The 25,397-nt window shown below is 64.1% G+C and carries 19 protein-coding genes and 1 pseudogene; 3 read left to right on the top strand and 17 right to left on the bottom strand.

The features are described from left to right. Window positions 1–326 precede the first annotated feature (326 nt). The 15 genes from QX010_RS18555 to QX010_RS18480 all read right to left on the bottom strand — a co-directional run bounded on the left by QX010_RS18555 (window position 327) and on the right by QX010_RS18480 (window position 21,857). Window positions 327–1,106 carry a type II secretion system protein GspK gene (locus QX010_RS18555; RefSeq protein ID WP_315804665.1) on the bottom strand — a complete coding sequence of 260 codons (780 nt, stop codon included), beginning with the start codon at window positions 1,104–1,106 and terminating at the stop codon, window positions 327–329. Window positions 1,107–1,385: 279 nt separating this feature from the next. Beyond that, complete coding sequence (locus QX010_RS18550) at window positions 1,386–1,904, bottom strand: hypothetical protein (RefSeq protein ID WP_315804666.1); 519 nt, start codon at window positions 1,902–1,904, stop codon at window positions 1,386–1,388. Further along, the gene (gene gspM / locus QX010_RS18545) at window positions 1,901–2,470 is read right to left on the bottom strand and encodes a type II secretion system protein GspM (protein WP_315804667.1); all 570 of its coding nucleotides are present in this window, start codon (window positions 2,468–2,470) and stop codon (window positions 1,901–1,903) included. The genes QX010_RS18550 and gspM overlap by 4 nt, the downstream gene beginning before the upstream one ends. Continuing rightward, window positions 2,467–3,582 (bottom strand): PilN domain-containing protein, encoded by a 1,116-nt coding sequence (locus tag QX010_RS18540; RefSeq protein WP_315804668.1) that lies wholly within the window; start codon window positions 3,580–3,582, stop codon window positions 2,467–2,469. The genes gspM and QX010_RS18540 overlap by 4 nt, the downstream gene beginning before the upstream one ends. Window positions 3,583–3,625: 43 nt before the next feature. Beyond that, on the bottom strand, window positions 3,626–5,392 hold the full coding sequence (locus tag QX010_RS18535) for a GspE/PulE family protein (protein WP_316181272.1): 1,767 nt from the start codon (window positions 5,390–5,392) through the stop codon (window positions 3,626–3,628). A 20-nt stretch (window positions 5,393–5,412) separates the two neighbouring features. Continuing rightward, window positions 5,413–6,240, bottom strand: a complete 828-nt coding sequence (locus QX010_RS18530; protein ID WP_315804669.1) for a type II secretion system protein GspK — start codon at window positions 6,238–6,240, stop codon at window positions 5,413–5,415. A gap of 8 nt (window positions 6,241–6,248) precedes the next feature. Further along, window positions 6,249–6,899: a prepilin-type N-terminal cleavage/methylation domain-containing protein gene (locus tag QX010_RS18525; RefSeq protein WP_315804670.1), complete on the bottom strand. Its 651-nt coding sequence runs from the start codon at window positions 6,897–6,899 to the stop codon at window positions 6,249–6,251. Window positions 6,900–6,932: 33 nt separating this feature from the next. Further along, a complete protein-coding gene (locus QX010_RS18520; RefSeq protein WP_316181037.1) occupies window positions 6,933–7,361 on the bottom strand; it encodes a type II secretion system protein in 429 nt (142 codons plus the stop codon). Continuing rightward, the gene (gene gspG / locus QX010_RS18515; RefSeq protein ID WP_316181035.1) at window positions 7,358–7,861 is read right to left on the bottom strand and encodes a type II secretion system major pseudopilin GspG; all 504 of its coding nucleotides are present in this window, start codon (window positions 7,859–7,861) and stop codon (window positions 7,358–7,360) included. The genes QX010_RS18520 and gspG overlap by 4 nt, the downstream gene beginning before the upstream one ends. Before the next feature lie 15 nt (window positions 7,862–7,876). Continuing rightward, window positions 7,877–8,347, bottom strand: coding sequence for a GspH/FimT family pseudopilin (locus QX010_RS18510; protein WP_315804673.1), 471 nt, complete (start codon window positions 8,345–8,347; stop codon window positions 7,877–7,879). After that, window positions 8,344–9,564, bottom strand: coding sequence for a type II secretion system F family protein (locus QX010_RS18505; RefSeq protein ID WP_315804674.1), 1,221 nt, complete (start codon window positions 9,562–9,564; stop codon window positions 8,344–8,346). The genes QX010_RS18510 and QX010_RS18505 overlap by 4 nt, the downstream gene beginning before the upstream one ends. Next, window positions 9,564–11,819, bottom strand: coding sequence for a type II secretion system secretin GspD (gene gspD / locus QX010_RS18500; protein ID WP_315804675.1), 2,256 nt, complete (start codon window positions 11,817–11,819; stop codon window positions 9,564–9,566). The genes QX010_RS18505 and gspD overlap by 1 nt, the downstream gene beginning before the upstream one ends. A 990-nt stretch (window positions 11,820–12,809) precedes the next feature. Continuing rightward, window positions 12,810–13,424: a hypothetical protein gene (locus tag QX010_RS18495; protein ID WP_315804676.1), complete on the bottom strand. Its 615-nt coding sequence runs from the start codon at window positions 13,422–13,424 to the stop codon at window positions 12,810–12,812. A 99-nt stretch (window positions 13,425–13,523) separates the two neighbouring features. Next, a complete protein-coding gene (locus QX010_RS18490) occupies window positions 13,524–19,013 on the bottom strand; it encodes an RHS repeat-associated core domain-containing protein (protein WP_410051960.1) in 5,490 nt (1,829 codons plus the stop codon). A 63-nt stretch (window positions 19,014–19,076) separates the two neighbouring features. Beyond that, window positions 19,077–21,857, bottom strand: coding sequence for an FG-GAP-like repeat-containing protein (locus tag QX010_RS18480; protein WP_315804678.1), 2,781 nt, complete (start codon window positions 21,855–21,857; stop codon window positions 19,077–19,079). 225 nt (window positions 21,858–22,082) lie between these two features. Between QX010_RS18480 and QX010_RS33070 the strand changes: the two genes are divergently transcribed. From QX010_RS33070 to QX010_RS18470, 3 genes are all read left to right on the top strand, one after another. Further along, entirely contained in the window at window positions 22,083–22,637 is a 555-nt protein-coding gene (locus QX010_RS33070; protein WP_409997973.1) for a hypothetical protein, read from the top strand. Between the two features lie 199 nt (window positions 22,638–22,836). Next, window positions 22,837–23,082, top strand: a complete 246-nt coding sequence (locus QX010_RS33065; RefSeq protein WP_409997974.1) for a transposase — start codon at window positions 22,837–22,839, stop codon at window positions 23,080–23,082. Window positions 23,083–23,413: 331 nt separating this feature from the next. Then, entirely contained in the window at window positions 23,414–23,617 is a 204-nt protein-coding gene (locus QX010_RS18470) for a hypothetical protein (RefSeq protein WP_315804679.1), read from the top strand. 151 nt (window positions 23,618–23,768) lie between these two features. Here the strand turns inward: QX010_RS18470 and QX010_RS18465 are convergent, their stop codons facing one another. Together QX010_RS18465 and QX010_RS18460 are read right to left on the bottom strand one after the other, a co-directional pair. Beyond that, the gene (locus QX010_RS18465) at window positions 23,769–24,536 is read right to left on the bottom strand and encodes a hypothetical protein (protein WP_315804680.1); all 768 of its coding nucleotides are present in this window, start codon (window positions 24,534–24,536) and stop codon (window positions 23,769–23,771) included. Window positions 24,537–24,555: 19 nt separating this feature from the next. Then, window positions 24,556–25,397: pseudogene (locus tag QX010_RS18460) on the bottom strand (hypothetical protein); the annotation flags it as partial.

Genomic DNA, 25,397 nt, shown 5'->3' with positions numbered 1-25,397 from the left:
CTCTCGATTGCCGGTGCGGATCAAACATTTGCTGCGGCAGCAATACGTAGCACCTTGCCGCCGCGCGGACTGAGCCGCCCCATGTTTCCGTGACATTGCGGCCTCATCTTCGTCGCTCCAACGTAAGCGTAGCTCTGCGGCCCTACTGACTGGCGCTTGACGCCTATTTGGTCCGCGGGGTACGCCGCCGCGGCGTCCCGCTTTCGCACAAGGCATTGACAGCTGCGTCGAGCGTCTTCCGGTCGATAGTCGACGTCCTCGCCAAGCTCGCGGCCAGGAAGGTGTTCCACAGACACTACGTCTCTGACAGAGCGCTGGTCGCGAGCTTACGTCATCTTCCAGCTGAGAAGGAAATAGGGATGTACCGGATTGTCCGTCATTCGAATAACAGCTCGATATCGAGAAACCTGGCCTGACTTTGCGACTTCGATACAGATCATGAAGGCGCGACCGCGCAAGGATGACGTTGGCTCTTCGTTTGCGCCGATCGGAAATGGAGGCGGGCGATCGGAGGCTGTCCCTTGCGTACTGATCATCTCGGGCATCGCCGCCAGAGCTTCAGGTGTGGCACGTCGTGGGTCAACGAACTGGCTTCCGGAATACACGGTCACGGCTGGTTCGATCCGCTGGAAGAGAGCAGGCGTCATGTCCATTACGAGAAGAAGCTCGTCGACGCTCTGAAACGGACCGTTGCGCGGCCGGTGGGGACTATTCGCCGCGCGATAGTCGAACTCCTTGGCGCCATTAAGATGCTTCAATTCGCTCGCGGTTCGCCAGTCTACGATCTTGTCTGCAAGCCCACTTGCCGCATCGGCGTTTAGCCCCGCCGACCGCAGCAAACTGGCAAGCAAGGCAGGGTCGGCCTGGTTGATGTCGATCTTGCCGAGCTCGTCCTGGATCACGATCCGGATCTCGGCTTCGCCAAAGTGGAGCAGGTGAACCTCGCCTACACCTGGACGCAAGAGGCGATCAGATTTTTGATCAAACAATCCCGACACGGCGTAGTCCAGCGCCCCGTCCGCAGTCGCACTCCGATTCGCAAGTTCACAATCGTTGCGGGCGAGGCGGTACGACACCTCGCTGCCCCAGAGCAGCGACAGTGACAACGTTGTCAATAATCCTAGGATCCACAGGACCGCTATGACTGGCATTTCTGATCTCTGGGACTGCCATGGTCCGAAGATCGCTTGGCGGACGACGGTTTCGAGAAGACATGTAAGAGACCTAGCTCATATGAGAGCACCGAGAAGCCGAGCCAAGCAGGAACGAACAATTCGCGCTCCTCCTCTACGAGCGGCTGTCTGCGGATTGGCCCTTGATCTTTCGTCTGTGCGAACAAGGCTATTCTACTCCGGCTCGAGGGGCCGCAGCGCGGCCTGTATTCTTCAATTCTTGGGGTAGAGCTGCAATTCGATGGCGCGCCCCGCCTGCTCGATCCGAACACCTGACGCGTCGATCGACGTCACCCGCCAGCCCTGAAATGTCTCGTTTTCGTTGACCCAGGAGCCTGCGCCACCTCCCACCTTGGAGAGCAGATAGGCCTTGCTCGTGCCGCTGTTGATCATAACGCCGCCGACCTGGAGGCCCGGGTCAGTGGCCACCGGGGGCGGAGCGGCCACCGGCATCGGCGGTGGCGGCGCGGGTGGGGGCGGAACGAACGGCTCGCGCGACTTCTGGAACACCGGATGGGCCAGGATCTCGGCATATGTCTGCAGCGGCTGCCGTCCAGCCACGCCCGCCATGGTCCGGGGCACCGGCGCTTCCCAAGCCGCGCGGCGGGCGCCGGGCGCTTCGCCGCCTCCGACCGACGTCGCGAGCCAGGCGCCGAGCACTAGATCAAGACCCGCCAGGAGCGCCAGAACGGCGGCCTGCGGCCTCACCCGCCATCGCACAAAGCTCCTCATTGCACGGCACCGTAGATATCGAGCTGCGCCTGAAGCACCGGCTCCTCGGCCGTTCCCGGGCGCACCGCAGGCGCGCTCTTCAGCACCGCATTGGCAATGAACAAATATGGCCTTGCGCTCTCGACCGCGTGGACCGCGCGCATGACGGCGGGCAACGGCCCAGACAGGTCGATGCGCGCGCCGCTGTACTTGATCTGATCGACGGTCCGGCCCGGCAGCGATTGAATCGCGCGGGACTGGGCGCCGGCATTGCCCATGATCGTCTTCAGCTTCGTCTGCAGGTCGGCGGCGATCACGTTCTCATTCGCACCCGTCAGGAACTCCCCGTTCTGGAGCTGCGACTCGGTTTCGGAGGCAAGGCCCTCGATGGCCGATGCCTGGGCTGCGATCGCGCTCAACCGTGCCAGCAGCGCCTGCTGCTGCTGGATCCGCGCCTCCCGCTCGGCGAACATCGCCGCGATCGGCGCCACGAAGCCCCAGAACAACAGAGCAAGAAGCGCGAGGTTGACGACGATGAACAGGCCGCGGCGTCCGAGCGCGTCCCTGCGGTTCGTCCATTCGCTCATGGCGCCACCTCCTTGATGGCATCGGGCACACGAATCCTGGCCTGCAATGAAAAGCGTTCCCGGTTCTCGATCGGATCCATCGCGACCGGCGACGTCAGGGCAGCGTCCACGAACAGTCTCGATCCACCGAGCGTGTTGATCAGGCTCGGCGCCGCGGCCGAGAATCCGGTCATCGTGACCGTTGCGCTCCGCGGGTTCGCTCCCTCCACGAGCCGCAATTCGGTCAGCCAGGAATGCTTCGGCAGAATGCGCGAGGCTTCATCCCAGACGTCGATCAATCCCGGCACTTCGCTGCGCTGCAGACGAAGGCGCGACAGCGCCGTCCGCCGCTCCCGCAATTGATCCACCAGGACGCGAACGCGCTCGGCGCCCTTGCGGGCCACAACGATCTCGGCATCGAGCCGGTCCAGCGTGGCCTGTTGCCGGGCAAAGGTCAGGACCGCGATGCCGGACCCTAGAAGCACGGCGAGCGCGCCAAGCACTGCGATCGCAACGGTAGAGGTCTTGCGGGCAGCAGCAGGACGCGCCAGTCGGATCGATGGCGAGGTTTGATCGTCGCCGAACACGACAAAGTCGATGTGCGCGACGGCAAGCCCGAGCTGATCTGCGGCCTGCTGCACGTGATGGCGCCGCGTGACCCATTGCCGAACCGCGATCCGACCGTCAGGCGATGTGGCGGTCAAGTGGTCGCAATAGATGTCCTCCGCCTTGAACGGCGTCCGGCGCAGCAGGTCCTGCGGCACGATCGTATCGATCGCGCCCTTCGCCTCGGGTGGAAGCATGAGCTCGCGGCGAAAAACACTCTCTTCCGGCAGACGCAAGCCCAGATCCGCGTCGCGCCGATCCAGACCATGACGCCGCAGGATGGATGCGATCGCCGCCGTCACCTCACCTGCATGGGTCGTTTCGACAGCCTGCACTCCTGATCGGGGATCGTTCAACTGAAGCCGGATCCGCGTGTCGTCGCGATCGACCAGAAGTCTCGGCCGGCCGGCCGGCGCCAGCGCGGCCACAAACCGTCGCGGCAGCAGATCGACCGCTTCCCTGCACCACCAGGCGGCCGCCGATTGCGCCCAGTCGCGCGGACGCGCCGCACGAACCGTGGCCAGCAACGCGCCTCTATCCTTGCTCTCATGCATCGCCCGTCCCGCCGCCCTATCCCATGCGCGTCGCGCGCAGAACTTCGTCGATCGTGGTCTCGCCGCGCCAGACCTTCCGGACTCCGGTCTCGTACATGCTCTGCATGCCCTGCTCGCGGGCGGCGCGCTCGATCGCAGTGTCCGACGCCTTGGCCAGGATCAGACTCTGACATGCCTCGTCGATGACCAGCATCTCCGCGATGGTCGAACGTCCGGAGAAGCCGGCATTGCCGCAATCGGAGCAGCCGAGAGGCTGGCGAATGTCGGGCCGCCCATGCGCAAGGAGCCCGGTCACGGAGCGCTCGAAGCTCTCCGCCCAATAGGCCGCCTGCGGATGTTCATGGGAACAACGAGGGCAGAGCCTGCGCACCAGGCGCTGCGCAATCACGCCCTTCAGCGTCGAGGCCAGCAGATAGTTCTCGACGCCGATGTCGATCAGCCGCGTGATCGCAGACGCCGCATCGTTGGTGTGGAGCGTCGAGAGCACGAGGTGACCGGTCAGCGAGGCCTGAATGGCGATGCGCGCCGTCTCGAGATCGCGGATTTCACCGATCATGATGATATCCGGATCCTGCCGGAGCATCGAGCGCAGCGCGTGAGGAAACGTCAGCCCGATCTCCGACTGGACCTGCACCTGATTGATCCCCGGCATCTGATATTCGATCGGGTCCTCCACCGAGAAGATCTTGCGCTCGGTGCTGTTGAGCGCCTTCAGCGCCGTATACAGCGTCGTGGTCTTGCCGCTGCCGGTCGGTCCGGTGACCAGGATGATGCCATTGGGCTGCTGCAGCAGCACCTGGAGCGTCGCGATATGCTCCGCGGAGAAGCCAAGCTCGACAAAATCGAGGCTGATGCGATTGCGGTCGAGCACGCGCAGCACGACGCTTTCGCCGAAGGCCGTGGGGATCGTGGAGACGCGGAAGTCGATGTCGATGCCACGGACCGCGATCTTGATGCGCCCGTCCTGCGGCAGGCGCCGCTCCGCAATGTCGAGCTTCGACATGATCTTTACGCGGGACGTGATCGCGGCACGCAGGTCCGCCGCGAGCACCTGGACCGAGCGCAAGGCGCCGTCGATGCGATAGCGGACGAGCACCTGGTCCACATTGGGCTCGATATGGATGTCCGACGCCCTCGCCTCGACGGCACTGGTGATGATCTGGTTGACGAGGCGGATGATCGGCGCCTCGCTCGCAAGATCGCGCAGCCGCTGCACGTCGGCTTCGTTGGCCTCGGCGCCGCCGGTGGCGCGGGTCTCGTCGCTGCGCGACATGGCGGGATAGAGCCCCGTGCAGGCCTTGTCGAAATCGGCCGCCGTGAACAGCCGCATGTCGACCGAAAGGCCCGTGAGGAATGCAAGGGCCCGGATCGGATCGTGGTTGAACGGATCGGTCACGCCGACGGCAAGCCGGCCATCGCTGCAGCCGAGCGGCAGCACATGATTGTGACGCACGAACTCGGCTTCGACCAGTTCGGGCAACACAGGGTCGATCGGAATCTGATCCGGACGCACCAGATCGAGTGCCAGGAATTTCGCCAACGCCGCGACCAGACCGGCCTCCGACACCAGACCGAGCTTGGTCAGCACGGTGTCGAGCCTGTCTCCGGTGGTTTGTGCCGCGCGTCCGGCACGGTCGAGGCTCATACGATCGACGATGCCTTCCTCGCGCAGGAAGTTGCCAAAACTCTGCAACAATGCGGTCCGGTCCATGTCGGGCATGGACCCGTGCAGCTGCGCGCGCGGCTGCTCAATGTCTGCGGCGAAGGCGGCGTCCTGCTGCATCGCTGGCCCTGCGCGTCCGGTCATCGCGTCCCCCAGCTCAGCACCCAATAGGGCTGCTGCGGATTCTCCGTCAGGCGCACCGCGACCTCGCCTTCGACCACGCGCGAAGCCTGGGAAAACTCGGTCCGGATCGTGAAGGCGCGCCCACGCAGCACCGTCATCGGGTTGCCTTCGGCAAGGCCAGACCTGGCACCGTCACGCGCGGCCAGCGTCGCTTCGGCACTCTGCGCGGTCATGCCGGGCAGCGCGCGCAGCACCTCGCGCGGCGCCAATTGCGGATCAACGAACTGCCGTCCCGAATGGACCGTGAGCGCCGGCGCGATCCGGGCGAAGATCGCCGGAGTCATGTCCATCACCAGGAGCAGCTCATCGACGCTCTGGAACGGACCGTTGCGGGGATGATAGGCGGCGTTGCGCGACGCGTAGTCCCGGTCCTTGGCGCCGTTCAGATGCTTCAGGGACGTTGCGGTTCGCCAGTCGACGATCTTGTCGGTCAGGTCAGCGGCGGCCCGCGCGTCCAGCCCCGCTGATAGCAGCAGGCTGTTCAGCATTGCCTCATCGGTCTGGTTGAGGTCGACCCGTCCGAGCTCGTCCTGAATCCTGATGCCGATCCGCGTGCCGTTGAAATCGAGCGTGTAGAGACGGCCGTCGGCGCGCCAGCGGTGGTCCGCCCGGGCATCGAGCAGACCGTCGATGGCGGCGTTCACGCCGGCCTCGACGAGCGCACCGAGAGCGGCCTGATCGACGCCGTTACGGGCAAGGCCATAGGACACGCTGCTCGACCATGACAGCGACAGCGCAATCGCCGTCAGTAGCGCGAGCCCCCAGAGAACCGACAGCACCGGCATGAGGCCCCCTATCGCCCGCGACAGCGCATCGTGAGCGCGTCGTAGACGCAGGCCACATCGGCCTGCACCCGCGGCGCGATCACGAGCTCCGGCCAGTGACGGGCATCGTCGGGACGCATCAGGACCCGCAGCCGGATCAGGCCGGGAGCCTCGCTCTGATCCTTCCAGCTTGTGCTCCAGGCCGCATTGGCGTCTCCCGTTGCTCTTGCCGCATAACTGAGCTCGATTCGATCGATGTCGGACACCAGCAGCGTCCGCTCGGTGTCCTGCTTCACCGCCAGTTCGGGTCGGGACTGCAGAACGAGATCGACCCCGTCACGCCTGCGGTCTGCGAACAGCTTGAAGCGGAAGCGGCCGGCCCCACCGGACACGGCCGGCGCGTCGCTGAGGAACTCGAGGCTCTCGGCCTGGCCGTCGATATCGATGCGCCGCTGCGCCGCGCCTTCGCCCAGCATCATCGGATAGAGATTGCCGATCAGTCGCCGCAATACGTCCTGCGCCGCGAGCTCGCGCTGGAACGACTCCGCGCGGGCGCTGCCGCTTTGCCAGGCCTGCGCGCCGAATTTGAGATTGTCGAACAGCAGAACGGCGAGCAGGCTGAACAGCGCCAGTGCAACGAGAACCTCGACCAGGGTGAAGCCTGCGTCGCGATCATCCATCCCGCTTGCTTTCGGCGACATCATCGGCCTGGCTCACTGCGACCTGGAGACTCTGGGCCCGAGGCGAAGCGTCGAGAGCGCATAGGAGCGCGGGTCCTGCCCTTCCAGCCAGCCGATCTCGACCGAGACCTGATACAGCTCGACCGGGCGTGCATCGCTGTTTGGTGCCGGCCGATAGGGCTGCATCGCAAGGCGCCACCGATAGCCGTTCGCCTCGGCGCCATCGCGCGTCTCGGTGCGCAGCGGAATCGAATTGCCGACCTGGGCCATGAGCGACTGCGCCAGCGCAACGGCACCAGCCACGCGTTCGGCCATGCCCGTTCGTGACAGTCCGGTCGAGAACAGGCTCATCACCAAAGCGAGGCCGACCGACAGCATGGCAAGTGCGACGAGGACCTCCACCAGTGTGAAACCGGCGTCGTCGCCGTCCGCGTGCTTCATCTCTGCCGTGGCGGGAGTCACGGCTGCCAGCTCGTCACATTGGCCGTTGCCGAGGTCTCGTCCTCGCGTCCCTCGGGCCCGAGCGAGACGATGTCGTAGGTGCCGTGCTGCCCCGGGAATCTGTATACATAAGGCCGTCCCCACGGATCGTTCGGGACCAGGGTGCCGCTGAGATAGGGTCCGTTCCAGGTGGTCGCGGTGGCCGGCTTCTGCACCAGCGCACCGAGCCCTTCGGCTGCGGTCGGGTAGCGGCCGTTGTCAAGGTGATAGAGGTCGAGCGCCGAGGACAGGCTGCGGATCTGGATCCGCGCCGTCTTGAGCTTGGAGTCGGAGAGATAGCTCAGCACGCGCGGGCCGACGAGACCCATGATCAGGCCGATGATGGTGATGACGACCAGCATCTCGACCAAGGTGAAGCCGGCCTCGCCATCGCTGCCTCTGCGTAAACGAAGCCGGAATTGCCCGGGCCACGCGGCCAAGCGCAGCTTCACGACATCACGACATTCCATCCATCCCAGCATGATCGTCCCCTCCCCTCAACACGTCGCGGCGGTCCGCACCGTCCCGGTCAGCCATTCGACACAGAGCCTGATATGACGCCCGTTCAACTCCAGGCTCAGATCGCCGCCGGTCGACGAGCCGTCCGGAAAGAACCGGAAGCCGCCCACGGCGGCGCCCACGCGCGTCGCGGCGGCATAGGTCAGCTTCGCCTGGATGTCCGGCGCAAAGGTACGCGGCCGGACGACGTCCGAGCTGAAGGCCCGGCGGTCGACGTCGATGCTCAGGGTCATCACGCGGTTCTGCACGATCGCAGCCGAGCGCGTCGCGCGCAGCGCCGACGCAATCTCGCCTGTCGCCGCATCGAGGCTCACCGTGCCGGCGCCGCGTGACAGCAGCGGGACGGCGGCGGATACCGTCAGCGCCAGGATGACGAGCACGGCAAGCATCTCGACCAGCGTAAAGCCGGCGCTCGCCTCGTCCCGTCCCAGTTCCGCCCGCGCGCTCATCGCCCCGCCAGATCATTGATGCTGAGGACGGCGTTCATCACCGGCATGATCAGCGCGCCGATGATCAATGCGATGCCGACCGTCATCGCCGGCGTCAACGCCGCCATGAAGCGATCGACGCTGGTCTGCAGCTGCTTCTCCAGCATCTGCGCCACGCGCAGCAACATGCGGTCGAGCTTGCCCGCCTCCTCGCCGACCGCGATCATCTGCAGCGCCACGGCCGGCAAGGCCACCTCGTTGCGCAGCGCGCGGTGCAACGCTGTGCCCTGCTGGATCCGCTCGATCGCCTGTTCCATGCCGGCGCGGAGATGACGGTTGTCGACGACGTCGCTCGCCGATTTCGTCGCCGCTATCAATGGCACGCCGGCCATCAGCATCGTACCGAGCGTGCGGGCGAAGCGCGCGGTGTCCTGCTGCAGAAGGAAGCCGCCGAGCAGCGGCAGCCGCAGCGCGAGCCGGTCGAGACGCCGGCGGCGGCCGGGATCACCCAGCACGAATGCGACGACCGCCCCCCCAGCCACGATGGCGGCAACGCCGCCGATCACCATCTCGAGCCAATGCGCCTTCAAGGCCAGCATCAGCTGGATGGTCAATGGCAGCGGCTTGCCGCTCTGCGTGAAGATCGGGGCCATCGACGGGATCACGCCGCCAACGATGATCGCCAGCGTTGCGAGGCTCAGCACGATCAGCATCGCGGGATAGATCAGCGCCGACTGGATGCGCGCACGGATCTCCGCCCGCCGCTCCAGGAGCTCGGCGAGCTCGGTCAGCACCTGCGCCAGCCGCCCGCCGCTCTCGCCGGCGCGCACGACAGCGACATAGTCGGCCGGGAAGATGCGCGGCTGCGCCTGCATCGCCTCCGACAACGGGCGGCCATTGAGGACATCGGCGAGCAGCGCCTCGACCAGGGTGCACAGCCGTGCTGCCGAGGCCTGCGTCTGCACAATGCGCAAGGCGTCGTCCATCGGAATGTCGGCCGCGCAGAGCGTGGCGAACTCGCGCGTGAAGGCCAAGAGGTCCGCGCGCGCCGCGCCGTTGCCGAGCGTGATCTCGCGGTTCCACCATGCCGTGCCGGCGCTATCGGCGGCCTGCATCTGGAACGGCGACAACCCCTGCGCCCACAGCGTCGCGCTCGCCGCATCCGCGGACGCAGCCTCGATCGTCCCCTCCGCGAAGGAGCCGTCGGTGCCGTAGGCGCGGTAGCGGAAGCGCGGCATCAGTCGAGAATCCTGCGTCCGGTGTCCTCGACCCGCCGCCGCGCCGGCTGCCGGCGATGCGGACCCTCGATCGCCATGAAGTGGCGGTACTCCTCGGTCACGCTGCGCGCCTCGTCGAGGCTGCGCATCACGTGCGGCCGGATCAGGATGATCAGCTCGGTCTTGCCGATGACGTTGTCGCGGCTGCCGGCGAAATTGCCGATGAACGGGATGTCCCCAATGATCGGCAGCTGGCTGCGGCCGGTGGTGCGGCCCTCCTGGATCAGCCCGCCCAGTACCAGCGCGTCATTGTCGTTCACGACCACCGATGTCCTGATCTTGCGCTGCCGGATGGTCGGCGAATCGATGTTCGATGACGTGGTCGGCGCCACGCTCGACACCTCCTGCTCGATGTCGAGCAGCACCCGCCCGCTCTCATTGATGCGCGGGATGATCGACAGGATCACGCCCGTATCCTTGTAGCTCACGGTATTGACGATCGGCGCGCCGGGCGTCAGGGTGCCGGTCGCCGACTGCGTCGTGATCGGCACCTGATCCCCGATCTGCAGCACCGCCGGCTTGTTGTCCATGACCGCCAGCGACGGCGAGGACACGATGTTGACGTTGGTGATCTGGTTCAGTGTGTCGATCGTGGCAGCGATGTTGGCCGCTGTCAGCGCGTAGGAGAAGCCGGGAAACACCGAGCTGACGGCGCCGGAGGCCGCCTCCGTCAGGGTGAATTTCGAGCTGTGCTTCTGCATGTACCATTGCACGCCGAAGCGCAGCTCGTCGTTCAGGGTGACCTCGGCGATTGTCGCCTCGATGAGCACCTGGTTCGGCATCTGGTCCAGCCGCTCGATCACCTGCAGCACGCGCTTGTAGTCGGCCGAGGCCGCCTCGATCAGGATCGCGTTCTTGGCCTCGTCGGCGACGATCCGCAGCCGCGGCCCATCCGCATCGCCGTCGCGGCCGGTGGGTGCAGCCGGAGCCGCCGCCGGCATGACGCTCGGCGCAGCAGCCGCCGGCGCCGCATTGCGCATGCCGCCAAAGCCGCCGCCGGACGCGCCGAGCCCGCCGGTGAAGGACGGCGACGACGATCCGGACAGCCCGCCTCCGGAGGGCGACGGCTGCGACTGCACGCTCGCCTCCTGATAGTTCGGCGCCACGGTGCGCCGACCGGCTGTCGCCGTCTGCGTGTCCGTCGGGAACATCGACTGCAGCACGTCGACCAGCTCCTGGGCCCGCCGGTTCTGCACCGCATAGGTGAAGAGCTGCTTCTCGGACCCTTGCGCCTGCGCGTCGAGCTTGCGGATCCAGGTCTCGGCGCGGCGCAGATACGCAACCTGCGGCGAGATCACCAGGATCGAGCGCAGCCGCTTGTTGGGCACGAACTGCACCATGCCGGCCATCGGCCCGTCGCGGTCCGAGGCAAACACGCTTTTCAGCTCGCTGGCGATCGCATCCGGCGCCGAGGTCTTGACCGGGATCAGCGCGAACGACATCCCCTTCATGGTATCGACGTCGAACAGCGCGATCGCATCCATCATGGCCGCGATCTCCTGGCGATTGCCGGACAGCGTGATCAGGTTGCGCGCATCGTCGACCCGCACCACGCCGCCGCGCGGCGCGATCGGCTCGACCACGCGCCGGATCTCGGAGGCCGAGACATATTTCAGCTGCACCACCTGCAGCCCGTTGCCGACCATCTCGCCGCCATCGGCCGGATCGTCGGTGCGATACGCGGATGACACCGCCGTCTGGTCCGCCGCCACGATGCGATAGATGCCGCGATTGTTGACCACGGCCGCATTGTTGGCCCGCAGCGCCGCCTGGAACAGATCGATCACGGCGGCCCGCGCCACCGGCTTCGGCGTCTGAATCGTGATCCGCCCCTCGATCCCCGGATCGACCGTGTACTTGACCCCGAGAATATCCCCGAGCACCGTCTTCGCCGCCTGCGGCGCCGGCACGTTGACCAAATTGATCGTGACGCCGTCGGCCACGTCCTCCGCACCGCGCGACACCGCCCCGGTCGTCGGCTCCCCGACGAAGCGCCCGGTGCCTTCCATCACGGTGGCCGGGCCGCCTTTACTGTCGTCGAGCAGCGGCGAACCCGAGATCCTGCTGGCCCTTGCACTCCCCGCGGGCGACCGCATCGCCGCCTGCGCCTGTGCAGCCGATCCCACCTCCGCAGCACTCGTGCTCCAGACGAACGACGACGTCCCCTCCTCCAGGGTCTGGCACGCCGAAAGCGCCAGCACCATGGGAAGCGCCATGTACCCGCGTCTGCAAGACTCACCACGCACAGCCGTTCGCCCCAACCCGAAGCAGCCAAGGCTGCTCAACAACTAACAGGCGGAGACTAGAGGGTTTTGAGAGCGAGAGATATTGCTGGCAGGACACGCCGGTGAGTCATACACATGCTTTGATACGCGGAGGTAAGGCGACAGCCGTAAGACTCAATCCTGGATTGCGCACTTACAATGGGAATTTCGACCAGACTTTTCCTACTCGTCGATCGCCATAGCATCACGCACCCAATCAACGGTTAAACGCACTGTCACCATAATCCTCGCCACCAGATCCTCGGATCGGCCCTGTACTTGCCCCCCCCCGAGCACCGTCTTGGCCGCCTGCGGCACCGTTACCCGGCGAGATTGATGCTGACACCTTCGGCAACATGCTCCGCACCGCGCGGCACGACGCCGGTCGGCGACTCACCGACGAAGCGTCCGGCACCTTCGACCATGGTGGCAGGGCCGCCCTTATTGTCATCGAGCAGCGGCTAGTCCGAGATCCTGCCGGTCCGAGCACTCCCCGCCGGCACCCGCATCGCCGCCGGCGCCTGCGCCGCCGATCTCGCTTCCGCACCACCCGTACTCCAGGCGAACGACGTGCTCTCGTCCATGGTCTGGACGCCGACAGTGCCATCACCATGGGAAGCGCCATCCACCCGTGCCTGTAAGCCTCGCCAGGCACTGCCGCTTCCGACAACCTGAAGCAGCCATGGCTGCTCAACATCTAACAGGCGGCGACTAGAGGGTTTCGGGAGTGAGAGATATTGCTAGCAGGGACACGCAAGTGATTCATTCACAAGCCTTGACACCTGCAGTTTCGGTCAAAAAACGCATCACACTTTCGATCTGACCGCTCGAGCGCCAATGACGTCGTAACACCACACACCTAGTCAACAATTTAGGCGCACTCAATTTATCCAATCAAGCTCCTCAGCGCGGCGTCAATGCTTTGTGATCAACTCGTCACCCTTAACTAAACATAATTCTCATCTCCGCCAACGCCTCTCGACTCGCAGTCAATCCCGTCGCTCCAGACGCATTGGACCGGAGCACCTTCTGCTCCTCTGAAGTCAACACGATGAATTCATCAGGTGATTTAATCCGCCTTTTGAACAGACTATCCACGAGGGACAGCTCATCTGAGTCAAACTCAAACTCATGCTGCCACCTGTGAAGAGCATCGTGACCAGACAAAAATTGACGCTCAATCAGAAGCGCACCTTCCTCAAATACGACGGACCAAGGCTCCACGGCTTCCACAACTGATCCTTCGGCTCCGCACCAGAACGCCGCCGTTACAACCGGAATTACCTGCCCCTGGACGTCCTGAATAACGTACCGCAGCGCCTGCTCTTTAAGAGTTACGAGATCTGAAGGCAGACTGAATAGAAGATGTTCACTAAGTCCTTTCGTTGCATCTACCGGTCGATCGACCGTAAGACGGAGAGGATTTCTAGAGCTTTCTGAATAATAGAAGACACCAACGAACTGAGTCTTACTGGGTGCAAATGCGACGGCCCCCCGCGAGTCCGCGTTATCTTGAACACAGTAGACGTTATCATCCCACGATTGAGAGCTAACCATATATGGCGCTCTCGCAACAAAGACTGCATGCGCGATTGATGCTAGCACTGCTCCTTCCCACAATGAGCGCGGATCCGGTATTGGGCTTTTCATTGCGTCCTACGGAAGAATGTTGGATTTGGCACGATTTTCTGCACGCGATATAACTTGCGCATTACTGTAACTATTGGTTCCCCCGAAACTCCGTGGGAATATATGGTCGATTTGCCACTCGTTCGGATCCGGCACCATCCCGCTCTGGCTCTTAAGTGGCTGACTTAAGACCTGACCAGAGATGTCTGAACGCACTACGCCCCCATTTCGGCTCATGTTCTCTCGAATGATCGCATCCTTTTGTGCCGCAGTAAACTCTCCAAAGTAATCAACAGGTCTGGAGTCCTTAAGATTGCTGTATGGTCCCCTTACCGAGTCTACCCAGTCTTGATAGGCGTCTCCTATGGCGCCCCCGAGTGCGCGCGCAATATATACTAGGGCAGGATCTGCTGGTCCGGTCTCGGCAAACACTACCATAGCAATCGAACCTGCGATCAGTCCTCCAGCTATTCGCCCTCCCTCTGCATTGAACAGGTAGCCAAATGCACCAGTCACCGCGCCGTTTGCGAATTTTCCGCCTCCCGCGACAGACGCGGCGCCGCCGATGACAGCATTGGCTGTAAGCGCGGCAACCCCGTTCAGCCTGTTAACTACCGGACCGAATGCGGCACTCACTCCCCCCGATAGAGCACCAGATTTGCAGTCTCCGCCGGAAGCAACAGAGGATCCACAGCCGACCAGTGCATGACCGGCAACATTGAATGCGTACTCGGGAGTCCCAAAAGCTGGCTGCGTGTGTGGCCCCACTATGGAGAACTTATCCATGTTACCAGCGGCAAGGGCGTCAGTTGCGCCTCCGACGACCGCGAAAGCAAACGCCGTTGCTGCTGCTATTGCACCCGCTCTCAGCGCCTGACTGAGACTACCGCCCTGCAATCCCGTAACGAAGGCCGCAGCCACACCTGCCGCCGCAAATGGCCCAATGAACGGTGTCAGCCCAATTGTGGCAGCCAGCTGCACGATGCTCGCCAGGATCGGGACCTGCTGGAACAGCCGCTGAATCGGTTTAGCAATCCAGTTGAAGATGCCGCCGAAGAAATTGGAGAACCAGTTGAATCCGTTCGGATCGGTGAACGTCAGCGGGTCGTTGCCGACATACGAGTACCGGTTCCATCCCTGCGGATTGAGCGGCTCGGTCACCGTTGGATCGGCGCTGGTGAAACGCGCCAGCAGCGGATCGTAAACCCGGCCGTTCAGGTGCACGAGGCCGGCGACCGAGAGCTCCTCCTGGCCGGTGAAGCCGCGCGTCGTCTGGCTGGTGGTGCTGCCGGCGACGTCGTCGGTGCCGTCGACGTTGCGGCGCTTGCCCCAGGCGTCATACGACAGGCGCTGCTGCAGCAGACCGTTCTCGTCGGTGAGCGCCACGATCGAGCCGAGATGGTCGGTGTGGAAGTAGCGCATCGTCAGCGTGGCGCCGCTGGCGGCGGTCTGGGTGACGCGCATGCCGACCTTGGCATTGCCGACCGAGAGATAGTCGGTCCATTTCTGCGTCGTCGTGCCGGGGTTCTGCACCTCGGCCATCACGCCGAATCCGGCGATGTACAGGGTCGTGCCTTCCGGCGTCACCTGCTTGAAGCGCTGGTGCTCGGTGTCGTCGACGAAGGAGATCGTCCGCGTGCCTTGCGTGATGCTCGCCGGCTTGTTGTAGGAGGTATAGACGATGCTGCGGCCGAGGCCGGAGGTCTGGTTGCCGTTGGCGTCGTAGGTGAAGGTCGCATTGATGCTGCCGCCGGCGACGCTCATGACGGCGTGCGGCAACGGCGCTCCGGCCGCCGGATAGACGTAGGTGCCGACATCCGACTTCGACAGGATGTTGCCGATCGCGCTGTAGGAATAGGTCTTCACCAGCGGCGTCGGGTTGAGGCTGGTCGTCGACGTCGTCAGCCGGTTCAGCCCGTCGTAACTGAAGCTTTCGCTGACATTGGTGTTGGCGTCACTGCGCGAGGTCAGATTGCCGAGCCGGTCGTAGCCGAAGCTCAGGTTCTGCACGGCGCTGCCGGTGCCGGTGGCGACGCTGGTCAGCCGCCCCGTCAGCGGGTCGAAGCCGCGCGTCGTAACGAGACCGTTGCCAGCCGTCTGCTGCGTCAGATGCCCGTCGGCATCCATCGTATTCGCGGTCCAGAAGGCCTGGCTGGTGGCGTCGTCCTGCAGCTGGTTGGCGAAGCCGAGGCTGTTGTAGCCGTAGCGCGCGGTGAAGCCGGAGGGGTAGCTGACCTTGATCAGCCGGCTGTTGGCGTCATAGGTCGCACCCATCGTGTAGGTGGCGCCATCGATCGTGGTCGCGACCTGCTGCGGACGGCCGAGGCTGTCATAGCTGAAGCTGCGGGCAAAGCCGTTGCCCGAGCCGGAGGTGATACCGCTCGAGGCCAGCTTGCCGATGCCGTTGGCCGCGGTGTCATAGGCCCAGACCGAGGTCATGTCCGGCTCGACCCGCTGCACCATGCGGCCAAGCTTGTCATAGCTCAGACTGACCGTCTGGCCCTTGGCGTCGGTCTGGGTGACCAGCTGCCCCAGCGTGTTGTAGCTGTAGGTCCAGTTGCCGAGATCGGGATCGCTGCTCGCGATCTTGCGGCCCCTGAGATCATAGGTCGCGCTGACAATATTGCCCAGGGCATCCGTGGTCTGCACCAGATTGCCGACCGCATCATAGGCATAGGTCATGGTCTTGCCGAGCGTATCGGTGACCGAGACCACCTGGCCCTGGCTGTTCTTGGTGACCGTGCGCGTCTGGTTCAGCGCGTTGGTCTCGACGACGGTCAGGCCGTGATAGGCGGTCTGCGCCACGCTGCCGTCCGGCTGGGTCGACGAGACCACGCGTCCCAGCACGTCATGGCTGAACGTCGTGTATTGCGGCGTGCCGCCGGTCAGGAAGTACGGCCGGCTGGTCTGCGCGACGCGCCCGAGCGCGTCATAACTTTTGGTCGCCTGCACCGTGCTGCCGTCGAACCCCTGGGTGCGGCGGCCGATCTCGCGCTCCAGCGTGTCGAAGAACACGGTCGTGACGGGGCCGTTCACGGTGGCGCCGTCGGCGGCGTAAGGCGTTTCCTGCACCAGATAACTCGCGCCCGACAGACAGCTCGCGCTGCCGCCGTTCACGCCGCTGCAGAACTGGTAGGCCCAGCGCGTCTGCGTGCCGTCCGAGCGCGTCTCCTGCGTTTTGCGGCCGAACTCGTCATAGCTCCACGTCGTGGTCAGGCCGTTCGGGCCGGTGCGGCTGACCGGCTGGCCGAAGCGGCCGTCATATTGCAGCGTCTCGCTCTGCCCTAGTGCGTTGCTGTTGGACGTCGCGAACTGCCCGCGCGCGTCATAGCTGGTCGTGCTCGAACGCGAGACAATGTCGGCGCCGCTGACGGTGACCGACTGCTTCTGGCCGAACGCATTGTAGACATAGTCGGTCTGCAGCCGCAGCGTCGGCGTATCCGGCTCGACGACTTCCTGGGTCAGGAGACCCGAGGCGGAGTCGTAGGCGAACGAGGATGTGCGGGTGATGGTGTAGATATCGGAGACCGGCGTCGATCCTCCTCCGCCCGTCGCCGGTGTGTAGGTGATGACGATGATGCCCGGCGCACCGGTCGTACCAGCTGTGCTGACGCCGGAGCCGCCCGGACCACCTGCGCCGTAGAGACCCGCGGCGCCGTTGGATGCGCCTGGGCCGCCCCCGCCGCCGCCGCCGCTGCCTCCGCCGCCACCCGAACCATGCGTCGCATCCCACTCGGAGCCGCTGCTGCCACTGCCGCCTGCATTGTTGACGAACGCGATGACACCATCCCAAAAGCCTGCACCGCCGCCGCCGCCATTGCTGCCGACGCCGCCGGGAACGCGCAGCGCGCCCGCGCTGCCGCCTCCAGTTCCAACAAAGTTGTTGCCGCCCGCACCGGCGCCAGCTCCGCTCGATCCGCCGCCATTGCCGCCGCCGCCGGCGCCCGAGCCGTTCGCGCCGCTGGAGCCGCCATTGCCGCCATTGCCGTTCGGGCCAGCCGCACCGCCGCCGCCTCCCCCGCCGTTGCTGCTGGCTCCCGTTCCTCCGCCAGCGCCACCTGAGTATCTGACGGTACCGACGCCGTTGCCCGCTGCACCACCCGCACCGCCACCAGCCGGATTGAGCCCGCTGCTCACGCCGCCTCCGGCGCCGCCGCTGGCACAGACCGACTGCCACAAGCAGGCCGTCCCGGTGCCATTGAAGTAGGTATCACCACCGCTCGCACCGACATTGGCGGCACTGCCACCAACGCCACCTGCGCCGATTCGGTAGCTGACGCTCGATCCGGATTGAAGCGAGAGGTTGGAGATCTTGGCGTAGCCGCCACCGCCGCCGCCGCCGGCTCCTTCCGACGATGCATTCGAACCAGCACCGCCGCCGCCGCCGCCGATGACCTCGACGGTATTGTTCCCGCTATTCCAGTCCGCCGGAACCGTCCAGCTCGAGCCGCTGGTCAAGTAGATCCGCGTGGCCGATGAAGGCGGCGGCGGCACCGGCGTATAGTTGATGACGATGATGCCCGATGCACCAGGCGCTCCGGCAGTGCTGTTGCCGGAGCCGCCGGGGCCACCCGCACCATAGAGACCCGCCGAGCCGTTCGCCGCTCCCGCGCCACCGCCGCCGCCAGCGCCGCTGCCGCCGCCGCCGCCAGAGCCGTGGTTGGCGTCCCATTCCGTCCCGGTGCTGCCGCTGCCACCTGCATTGTTGACCCAGGCGCTGGCATTCCAATAGCCCGCGCCACCGCCACCGCCGCCGCTGCCATTGCCGCCAGCGATGCCGATGGAGCCAGCCGTTCCTCCTCCCGCTCCGGAGTTGTTGTTGCCGCCGACACCCGCGCCGATTCCGCTCGTGCCGCCACCGTTGCCGCCACCGCCCGCACCCGAGCCGTTCTGGCCGCTGGAACCGCCGTTGCCACCATGCCCGAGCGGCCCCGCCGCACCGCCACCACCGCCGCCGCCATTGCTGCTCGCGCCCGAGTTGCCGCCCGCTCCGCCGGAATATCTGACGGCACCTATGCCGCTCGCCAACGCGCCGCCGGCACCGCCGGCTGCGGCATTCAATCCACTGCTGGGCTGACCGGCATTGCCGCCCTTTGCGCACACCGATTGCGCCTGACAGGTCGCTCCGGAGCCGTTGAAATAGGTGTCGCCGCCGCTCGCACCGGCAGCCGTCGCGCCGCCTCCCGCGCCGCCGGAGCCAACGCGGTAGGTGATCGCCGCGCCTGGCTGAAGCGGGAGGTTCGATATCTTCGAATAGCCACCGCCGCCGCCACCGCCAGCTCCTTCCGTCGAAGAGTTCGAGCCGGCGCCGCCGCCGCCCCCTCCGATGACCTCGATGGTGTTGTTCGAGCTGTTCCAGTCACTCGGGACCGTCCAGGTCGATCCATTGGTGAGGAAGATCTGCGCAGCGCTGGCGAGCGACGGAGCACCAGCGCCGATCAAGAACGCCAGCGCCGCAGCTGACAGCCGGAGCGGTGCACGGGAGCGCAAGGCGCGCGGAGACACGGCATTGAACATGGTCAATTCCTTAACCAACCAAAGCAGCAGAAGATGTGAGATCTGATGAGAGGCAGCGGCCGGCTATTGTGGCCGCTGGCTCGTGACGGTCGCGCGCGTCAGACGCCCGAGATACCAATAGGACGTATCATTGGCGTAGATGTTGGACGTGGTCTTGCTGAACCCATCGGACGTCGAGACCGTCACGCGCGTGGCATTGCCAAACGAATCGTACTGATTTGATGTCGTCACGGTCGGCACTGCCGATCCATCGAGGTCAGTGCTGCTGGACACGCCCTGCGTCAGAAACACACGATACGGCGCGCTTGACGGCGAGATCGTCGCTCCATCGCTCGCATTGATGAAGCGATACGTGTTCGTCGATTGGCCCAGGGTCTGCGCGCCGAGCGTGCGAGCAGCCGAAGCGACCATGCCGATGTAAGGAAAGTCCTGCCGATAGGTCGTCGTATCCGCAATTCCGGTCTGAGCATCTCTGACCGTCACCTGACGGAACCCGAGCAACCCGCGCCCGGTCAGATCGATCTTGGCGCCTGTATAAGTATACGTCGAACTCGATGTGCCGCCGACACCATTGGATGCGTCGACCCGCGACACGACATAGAATGGGATCTGCAGGTCCTGAACCGGATAGGCGCTGGTCGTATCCTTGGCGTAAACAGTCGTGTCTGTCAGCGGAGTATAGCTGATGCTGACCGTCGCTCCGAGACCGCTTGTGATCGTGCTGATGACATCGCCAGCCGCCCCGTCGGCCCTGACGCTATAGACGTTGGTGCCGGCAACCATGGCGAATTCCAGCCGACCATCGCCGTTGAAATCACCGAGTTGGGGCCAGAAATTCTTGGCGGGCGGAGCACCGAAATTGAATCCGTAGGGCATTCCGAGTGTACGATAGCCAAATGTGCCGTCACCATTGCTCATGAACTGATAGATATAGGGACTGTTGCCGCCGATGAGCGCAAAGTCGGTCTTCCCGTCCGCGTTGAAATCGCTCGAGAACGCCATGAAGTTCGCACTCGGTTGAGCACCGAAATCCCAGCCGTTGGAGATATGGATCGAGCTGTAGTCGAACGTACCGTCTCCACGGCTCTGCATTTCGTAGAGCCAGGGCCCTTGCAGCATGATCAGGTCGGTCTTGCCATCGCCGTTGAAATCGCCCCCGATCGGCGTAAAGTTCGTGCTGCTGGTTATTCCGAAACTCCACCCGCCCGGCAGTTGCCACGAGCTGTATGTGAAAGATCCATCGCCATTGCCGAGCATCAGATAGGCAATCTTCCCGGCCGTGCTCGTCGCCGCGCCTGGACCGGCAGCAGCAAGACCGCCGAGGACCATCAAGTCCGTCTTCCCGTCGCCGTTGAAGTCACCCGTGACTGGCGTGTAGCCGGCCGAGGACGGAACGCCGAAGTCCCATCCAGGCGTCTGCACCGTGCGCCCCACGAATGTCCCGTCTCCGTTGCTCAGGAACATGTAGAGGTACTGACCAGCCATCATCGCGAAATCGCTACGACCGTCCGAATTGAAGTCACCTCCGATCGGAATGAAGTTGTCCGCCGGCGCCGTGCCGAAATTCCAACCGTTCGGGCAAGGGAACGTTACGCCGCTGAACTGCCCGTCTCCGTTGCTCAGGAAGACGTATAGATTGGCGCCGCCCAGCATCGCAAAGTCGGTCTTTCCGTCGCCGTTGAAGTCGCCGCTGATGTTCATGAAGGTCTTGGACAGACCGAAGTTCCAGCCATTCGGCGCTATCGAATTCACGTTGGTGAAGCTGCCGTCACCATTCCCAAGGAATCCGTACACGTTCGATCCCAACAGCATGACGAAATCGTTCTTCCCGTCGCCATTGAAATCAGCCGAAACCGGCACGCTCAGCATGCCCAGAAACAGCGGCCCCAGATTGGAAAGAAATCCGCCGCCAGACGTGCTGGAGCCGGACGGAGGAGTGAATGACAAGCCATTCGGGAGCGTCGTCACGGCTCCGGAGAATGACGCTCCTCCGCCATTCGCCCATTGGAACATGGTCGGCGGCAGGCAGCCGCCCGATCCGCCACAGACATTGATGGATGCGATTTCCGACACATTGCTGGTCGGGCTCTGCTGATAGGAAAGCTGATAGTCGGACACCAAGGCCGCATCCGAGAACGTCCTGATGTTGGTCAGCCGGACAGCCGTTCGGACCAACGAACCGGCCTGGTAATGTTGAATGACGTCGGGACGCGACGAATAGACGAATCCGATTGAGTTGTAGGGCGAGGCTCCCGCCGCCGCATTGCCGGTGTAGACGATGCCGCTCGGGACCGACTGCCCCGTCGTCGTGTCCGTCGTATAAGTGACCGAGAAATAGTTGCCCTTTGTGTCGCTGACCTTGTTGACGCCCCACGCGCGCGCGGTGGTTTTCCCCTGAGCCAGAACCTGCGAGTCGGCCGTTCGACCGAACTCCATGATCTGCCCAGCCTTCGTGCGCACCTCGAACCAAGCCGGGCCGCTACCGGCTATGCCGCGCGATACGATCTTGGAATAGGCATCGATCTCGGTGCGATATTCGGCGCCGTCGGCACCATAGGCGCCGCTCACCAGGATCAACCGCTGCCCTTCGAGGCAGAAACGATCATTGCCATCGAAATTGACACCACCGAGCACACCGTCCTGCGCTACCGTCCGCTGACATCGGCCGATCGATGGCAGCCCGCCCAACGACCAACCGACACCCAGCACGCCGTTGCCCCCCTGGCTGCTGTAGTCGAGCGTCAGCGACGGCACCATACCGGCGGAGCCAGGCGGAATGGCAATCGGAAGCGAATAGGTCGCGGCACCCATCTGGCCAACAGAAAACTGGCCGGGGAGCGTCATCGTTCCAGCACTACTTAAAGTAGTAAAAGACATACAAAAAAAAGCGGCGCTCAGTCCGACGCGCGCTGCTCGTCCTACCAACCCACGCGCGCCATTTTCTCGACTGGCCCGAGTCGAATTCCCAAACATCCCTGCCCCCGCAGCATCTTCACAATTCGAAATATAGCAGATGCCATTCGCGTCTGACGATCAACGGGCATTGGAACTTATTCACAACATAAGGTGATGACAAACGACGAATACAACCCGCTTCAGCAATTCCACCAAACTTCTCCTGTCGCGTGCATCGAGCGGTTAGTTCGGGTGCGAGAGGAATTTCGGCTGCTTTCCGTCGTTCGTTGGTTTTGGTTTTCTGCGGAGGTCATCTCACTCATCCCAGGGTCAAAGATGGGAATGCCGCTGCGCGCGCAGCAATTGATGCAATTGATCGTAACCGGCGATCATCTTGCCCAGATGATCGGCGTCGCCAACTCGCCATTGATGTTGATGGAGGTCGCAGGACTGACCAGAGCCATTTTGGCGAGAAGAGCGCCCTGCGGCTGGCACATCAGAGTGGCTGTCGCGACCGGACTTGGAGGCGCGAGCCGGTGCGGTCGAACTGCGTATCTCCAAGCTACGCAGGGCGAGCTACTTCCCAGGCTTTCGCAAGCGGCGGCGGATGGCGGAGAAGGCGCAACTCCCTTGATCCAGAAGGCCTATGTGCAGGGCGTCCCCACTCGCTCGGCCGAGGATCTGGCGTGGGGGGCGATGGCATGGGCAGAATCTCCAGGAGCCGGGTGAGCCGGCTCTGCGGCTGGATCGACGACACGGTGAGCGCGGTCCTCGGTCGTCCTATCGAGGGTGACGGGCTCTACCTGTGGATCGACGCTACCTACGCGAACATACGTTGCGTGAAAGTGCGCCAGAACGCCCAACTCACCTCAGTGGAGGCTATCGTTACGATTGCAGTGAAGGCGACGGCCGCCGCGAGGTTCTTGGCATGGATATCCCGCGCAGGCTCGCGCGGCGCGGGCCGGCGGTCAAGCTGCTGATCTCCGACTCGCATGAAGGCATCAAGGCCTCCGTTGCCGTGGTCCTGAGCGCCATCTGGCAACGCGGCCGGATCCATTCGATGCGCAATGTCCTGGCACCTGCCGGCAAGAGCGGACGGCTACGCATTCTCGGCGCTCATTGCCGCGGCATTCCCCCGGAACGACCCCAACACCCAGATGGTGCAAGACACTGATATGATTCCTTCCGCCGAGACCGACGCACCACTCTACACAGACTTCCTAGCTTGGCGGACAAGCCACCACTTTAACGAGAGCAACAGCGCATCGCCACTTTTTGGCGCCGAGACTGCGGCACACTGGCCACACCAATTGGCTAAATCCCCAGGACTAACCACAGAGGACTGGCTGCAATGCGGCTTCCGTGCCATCGCAGATGGTACGCGGGAGGGGTAACGGAGTGCCGATTCTACGTCGATTGTCTTTAATGTTGGGGCTGTTTCTTCTTTGCTTGGCCTTCTTCGCGCTGGCCAAATTGGCGGCCGACAAAGATCCTGGTGGTCCTCCGTGCAGCAGGGGATCCATTGCGAGCATCATGACGGGTTGCCAACCGGCATCGCGCCCCATGGCAACAGAGGACGTGATGACCTTCCAGAGGCCCGGCGGCATTTCCCGAACGGCACCTCCGAACTGAGCCACAAGATTGCTCCGAATCTGCTGGGCTTTGGTGTGCGTAAGAGCGTCTGTATCGAATGTGTAGCGCTGGCGTGAAGCAGACTGAAACGCTCTCTATGAATTCACTCCCTTGGGCAGGCCGAGATGTGGTCCGTTCGTCGCAGGTCGAAGGCATCCGCCCCGCCGCCCTCGTCTGCCGGTGCCTTGGTAGCTCAACCCGTGACTTCGTTTCCACATCTCGCATGGTCTAAGGCACGCAACCATTATCGAGAATCAACATCACAATTGAGAGCGGCGGGACCAGTGGCCGCGCAATTCGCGCGTTGAGTCGAGAGCAGCGGGAGCCGGTCGCCATTCTCCTCATAATGCGCGTATTGGCCGACTTCTTAGAGGCGGCGGTCACGGAGCTCAAAGTTTGGTCGACGGAGACGAACTTCTGGACAAGCTTCACAGTCAGACGATGTGGAAGCTCGATAGATGCGACAGCAGCTCGGCGGTCGACACATGCTTGACGATGATCGCGTCCAGTGGCCGCATCGGTGATGACGGCGTTGCCCGCCGTATCGTCATGGATCGCTGCCTGCAACGCCGACTGGTCGGCGAATAGGCTCTGGGTGAACACGACCTTGTCGGCTCCAAGGGCGAAGTCGTCGATTCTCACTTGACCGAAATGCGCGGCGAACACGAATGTGTCGTGGCCCTGCAGCGATACCGGCTCAGACATCACGCCGGCCGCTTGCGCCGCCGCGCCGGAATTCAAACTACCGCCTAGGCCATCCCCGGCGAATTGGAAGTTATCCTGCGACAGCGGACCGACGAATTGCAGGGATGAGCTGCTCGTCCCGTCACTTGGCGACAGCACGCCACTCACCTCGTCGAAATGCGTCTGCAGCGACGCGAAGACGATTTTCTGGAGGTCGATTTGGGCCGCAGTGCTGCCAAGGGCGACAAGATTGCCGCTGAAGGAGGGGGCGGCGAGCATCAGGTTGGCGCCGCCCGACGTGTTGGCGGTCACCGCGGTCGCCGTTACCGCGCTATTCGAAGCCCGAATGCCGATCGTGCCGTCGCCGTTGAGATCCTGGTGGAAGCTGGCTTCCAGCGTCTCGAGCGCCGCCGACCCGCCCGAAACGGCGCCGATCGCGTTGCTGACATACCGTCACGCCCGTGGAATTGCCGCCGAGCGCCTGAACGACTTGGGCGCTGGTCGCGCCTTGTGCACTGACCGCCGAGGCGATGGCTTCCGTCACCGCGTCCTGGAGCGAGGGCGCGGGCTCTCCGCTCGGTCCGGCGTGCGCCGTCGCGGGCTTTCCGAGGCTGCTGAACGACCATGTCTGCAGAGATGCGCCGGCGCCCGACCACATCTCGACGCTGATCGACAGGACGACGCCGCTCGCGCCGGTGCTCTGCCCGGAATGCGCCGATTCGACGGAGACGCTGCCCGCAATCGCTTCGGCTGGATGGAAGGACGTCTCGCTGACTTGCCAGGTCGAGCCGGCGACCACCGTCCGAGCCGTTGGCTCGGCGGCCCCCTGCGGCGCCGACGCCGGGGCCCGCGCACTCACCTCGAAGAGTTGTGCTGCCACCGTTGTCTCGCCGTGGACATGCGCGAGCAGGCCGGTGGTTTCGCTTGGAGCAACCGCGGTCGTCTCTACGACCCCGAGATCGATCAGCTCGGCCGGGCCATGCTGGATCTGCGCGATGGCGGGAGCCGGCTTGGCTTCGTCTGCGGCGTCCGCAACAGGCTGCTGCACATGCAACTCGTGACGCCGGCCAGCAGCAGGATCGAAAATGAGGGACTCGGCGGCTTCACGCCAGCGGTCAGGAATGTCTTCGGTACGGCCGGATTCGTAGAGCATGCATGCAACGATGGTGATCC

Source organism: Bradyrhizobium sp. SZCCHNRI1009 (genome assembly GCF_032487575.1).
In the GTDB taxonomy this organism is placed as follows: Bacteria; Pseudomonadota; Alphaproteobacteria; order Rhizobiales; family Xanthobacteraceae; genus Bradyrhizobium.
Note: the sequence above shows the minus strand (reverse complement) of the source record. Positions and strands in the feature narration are given on the sequence as shown.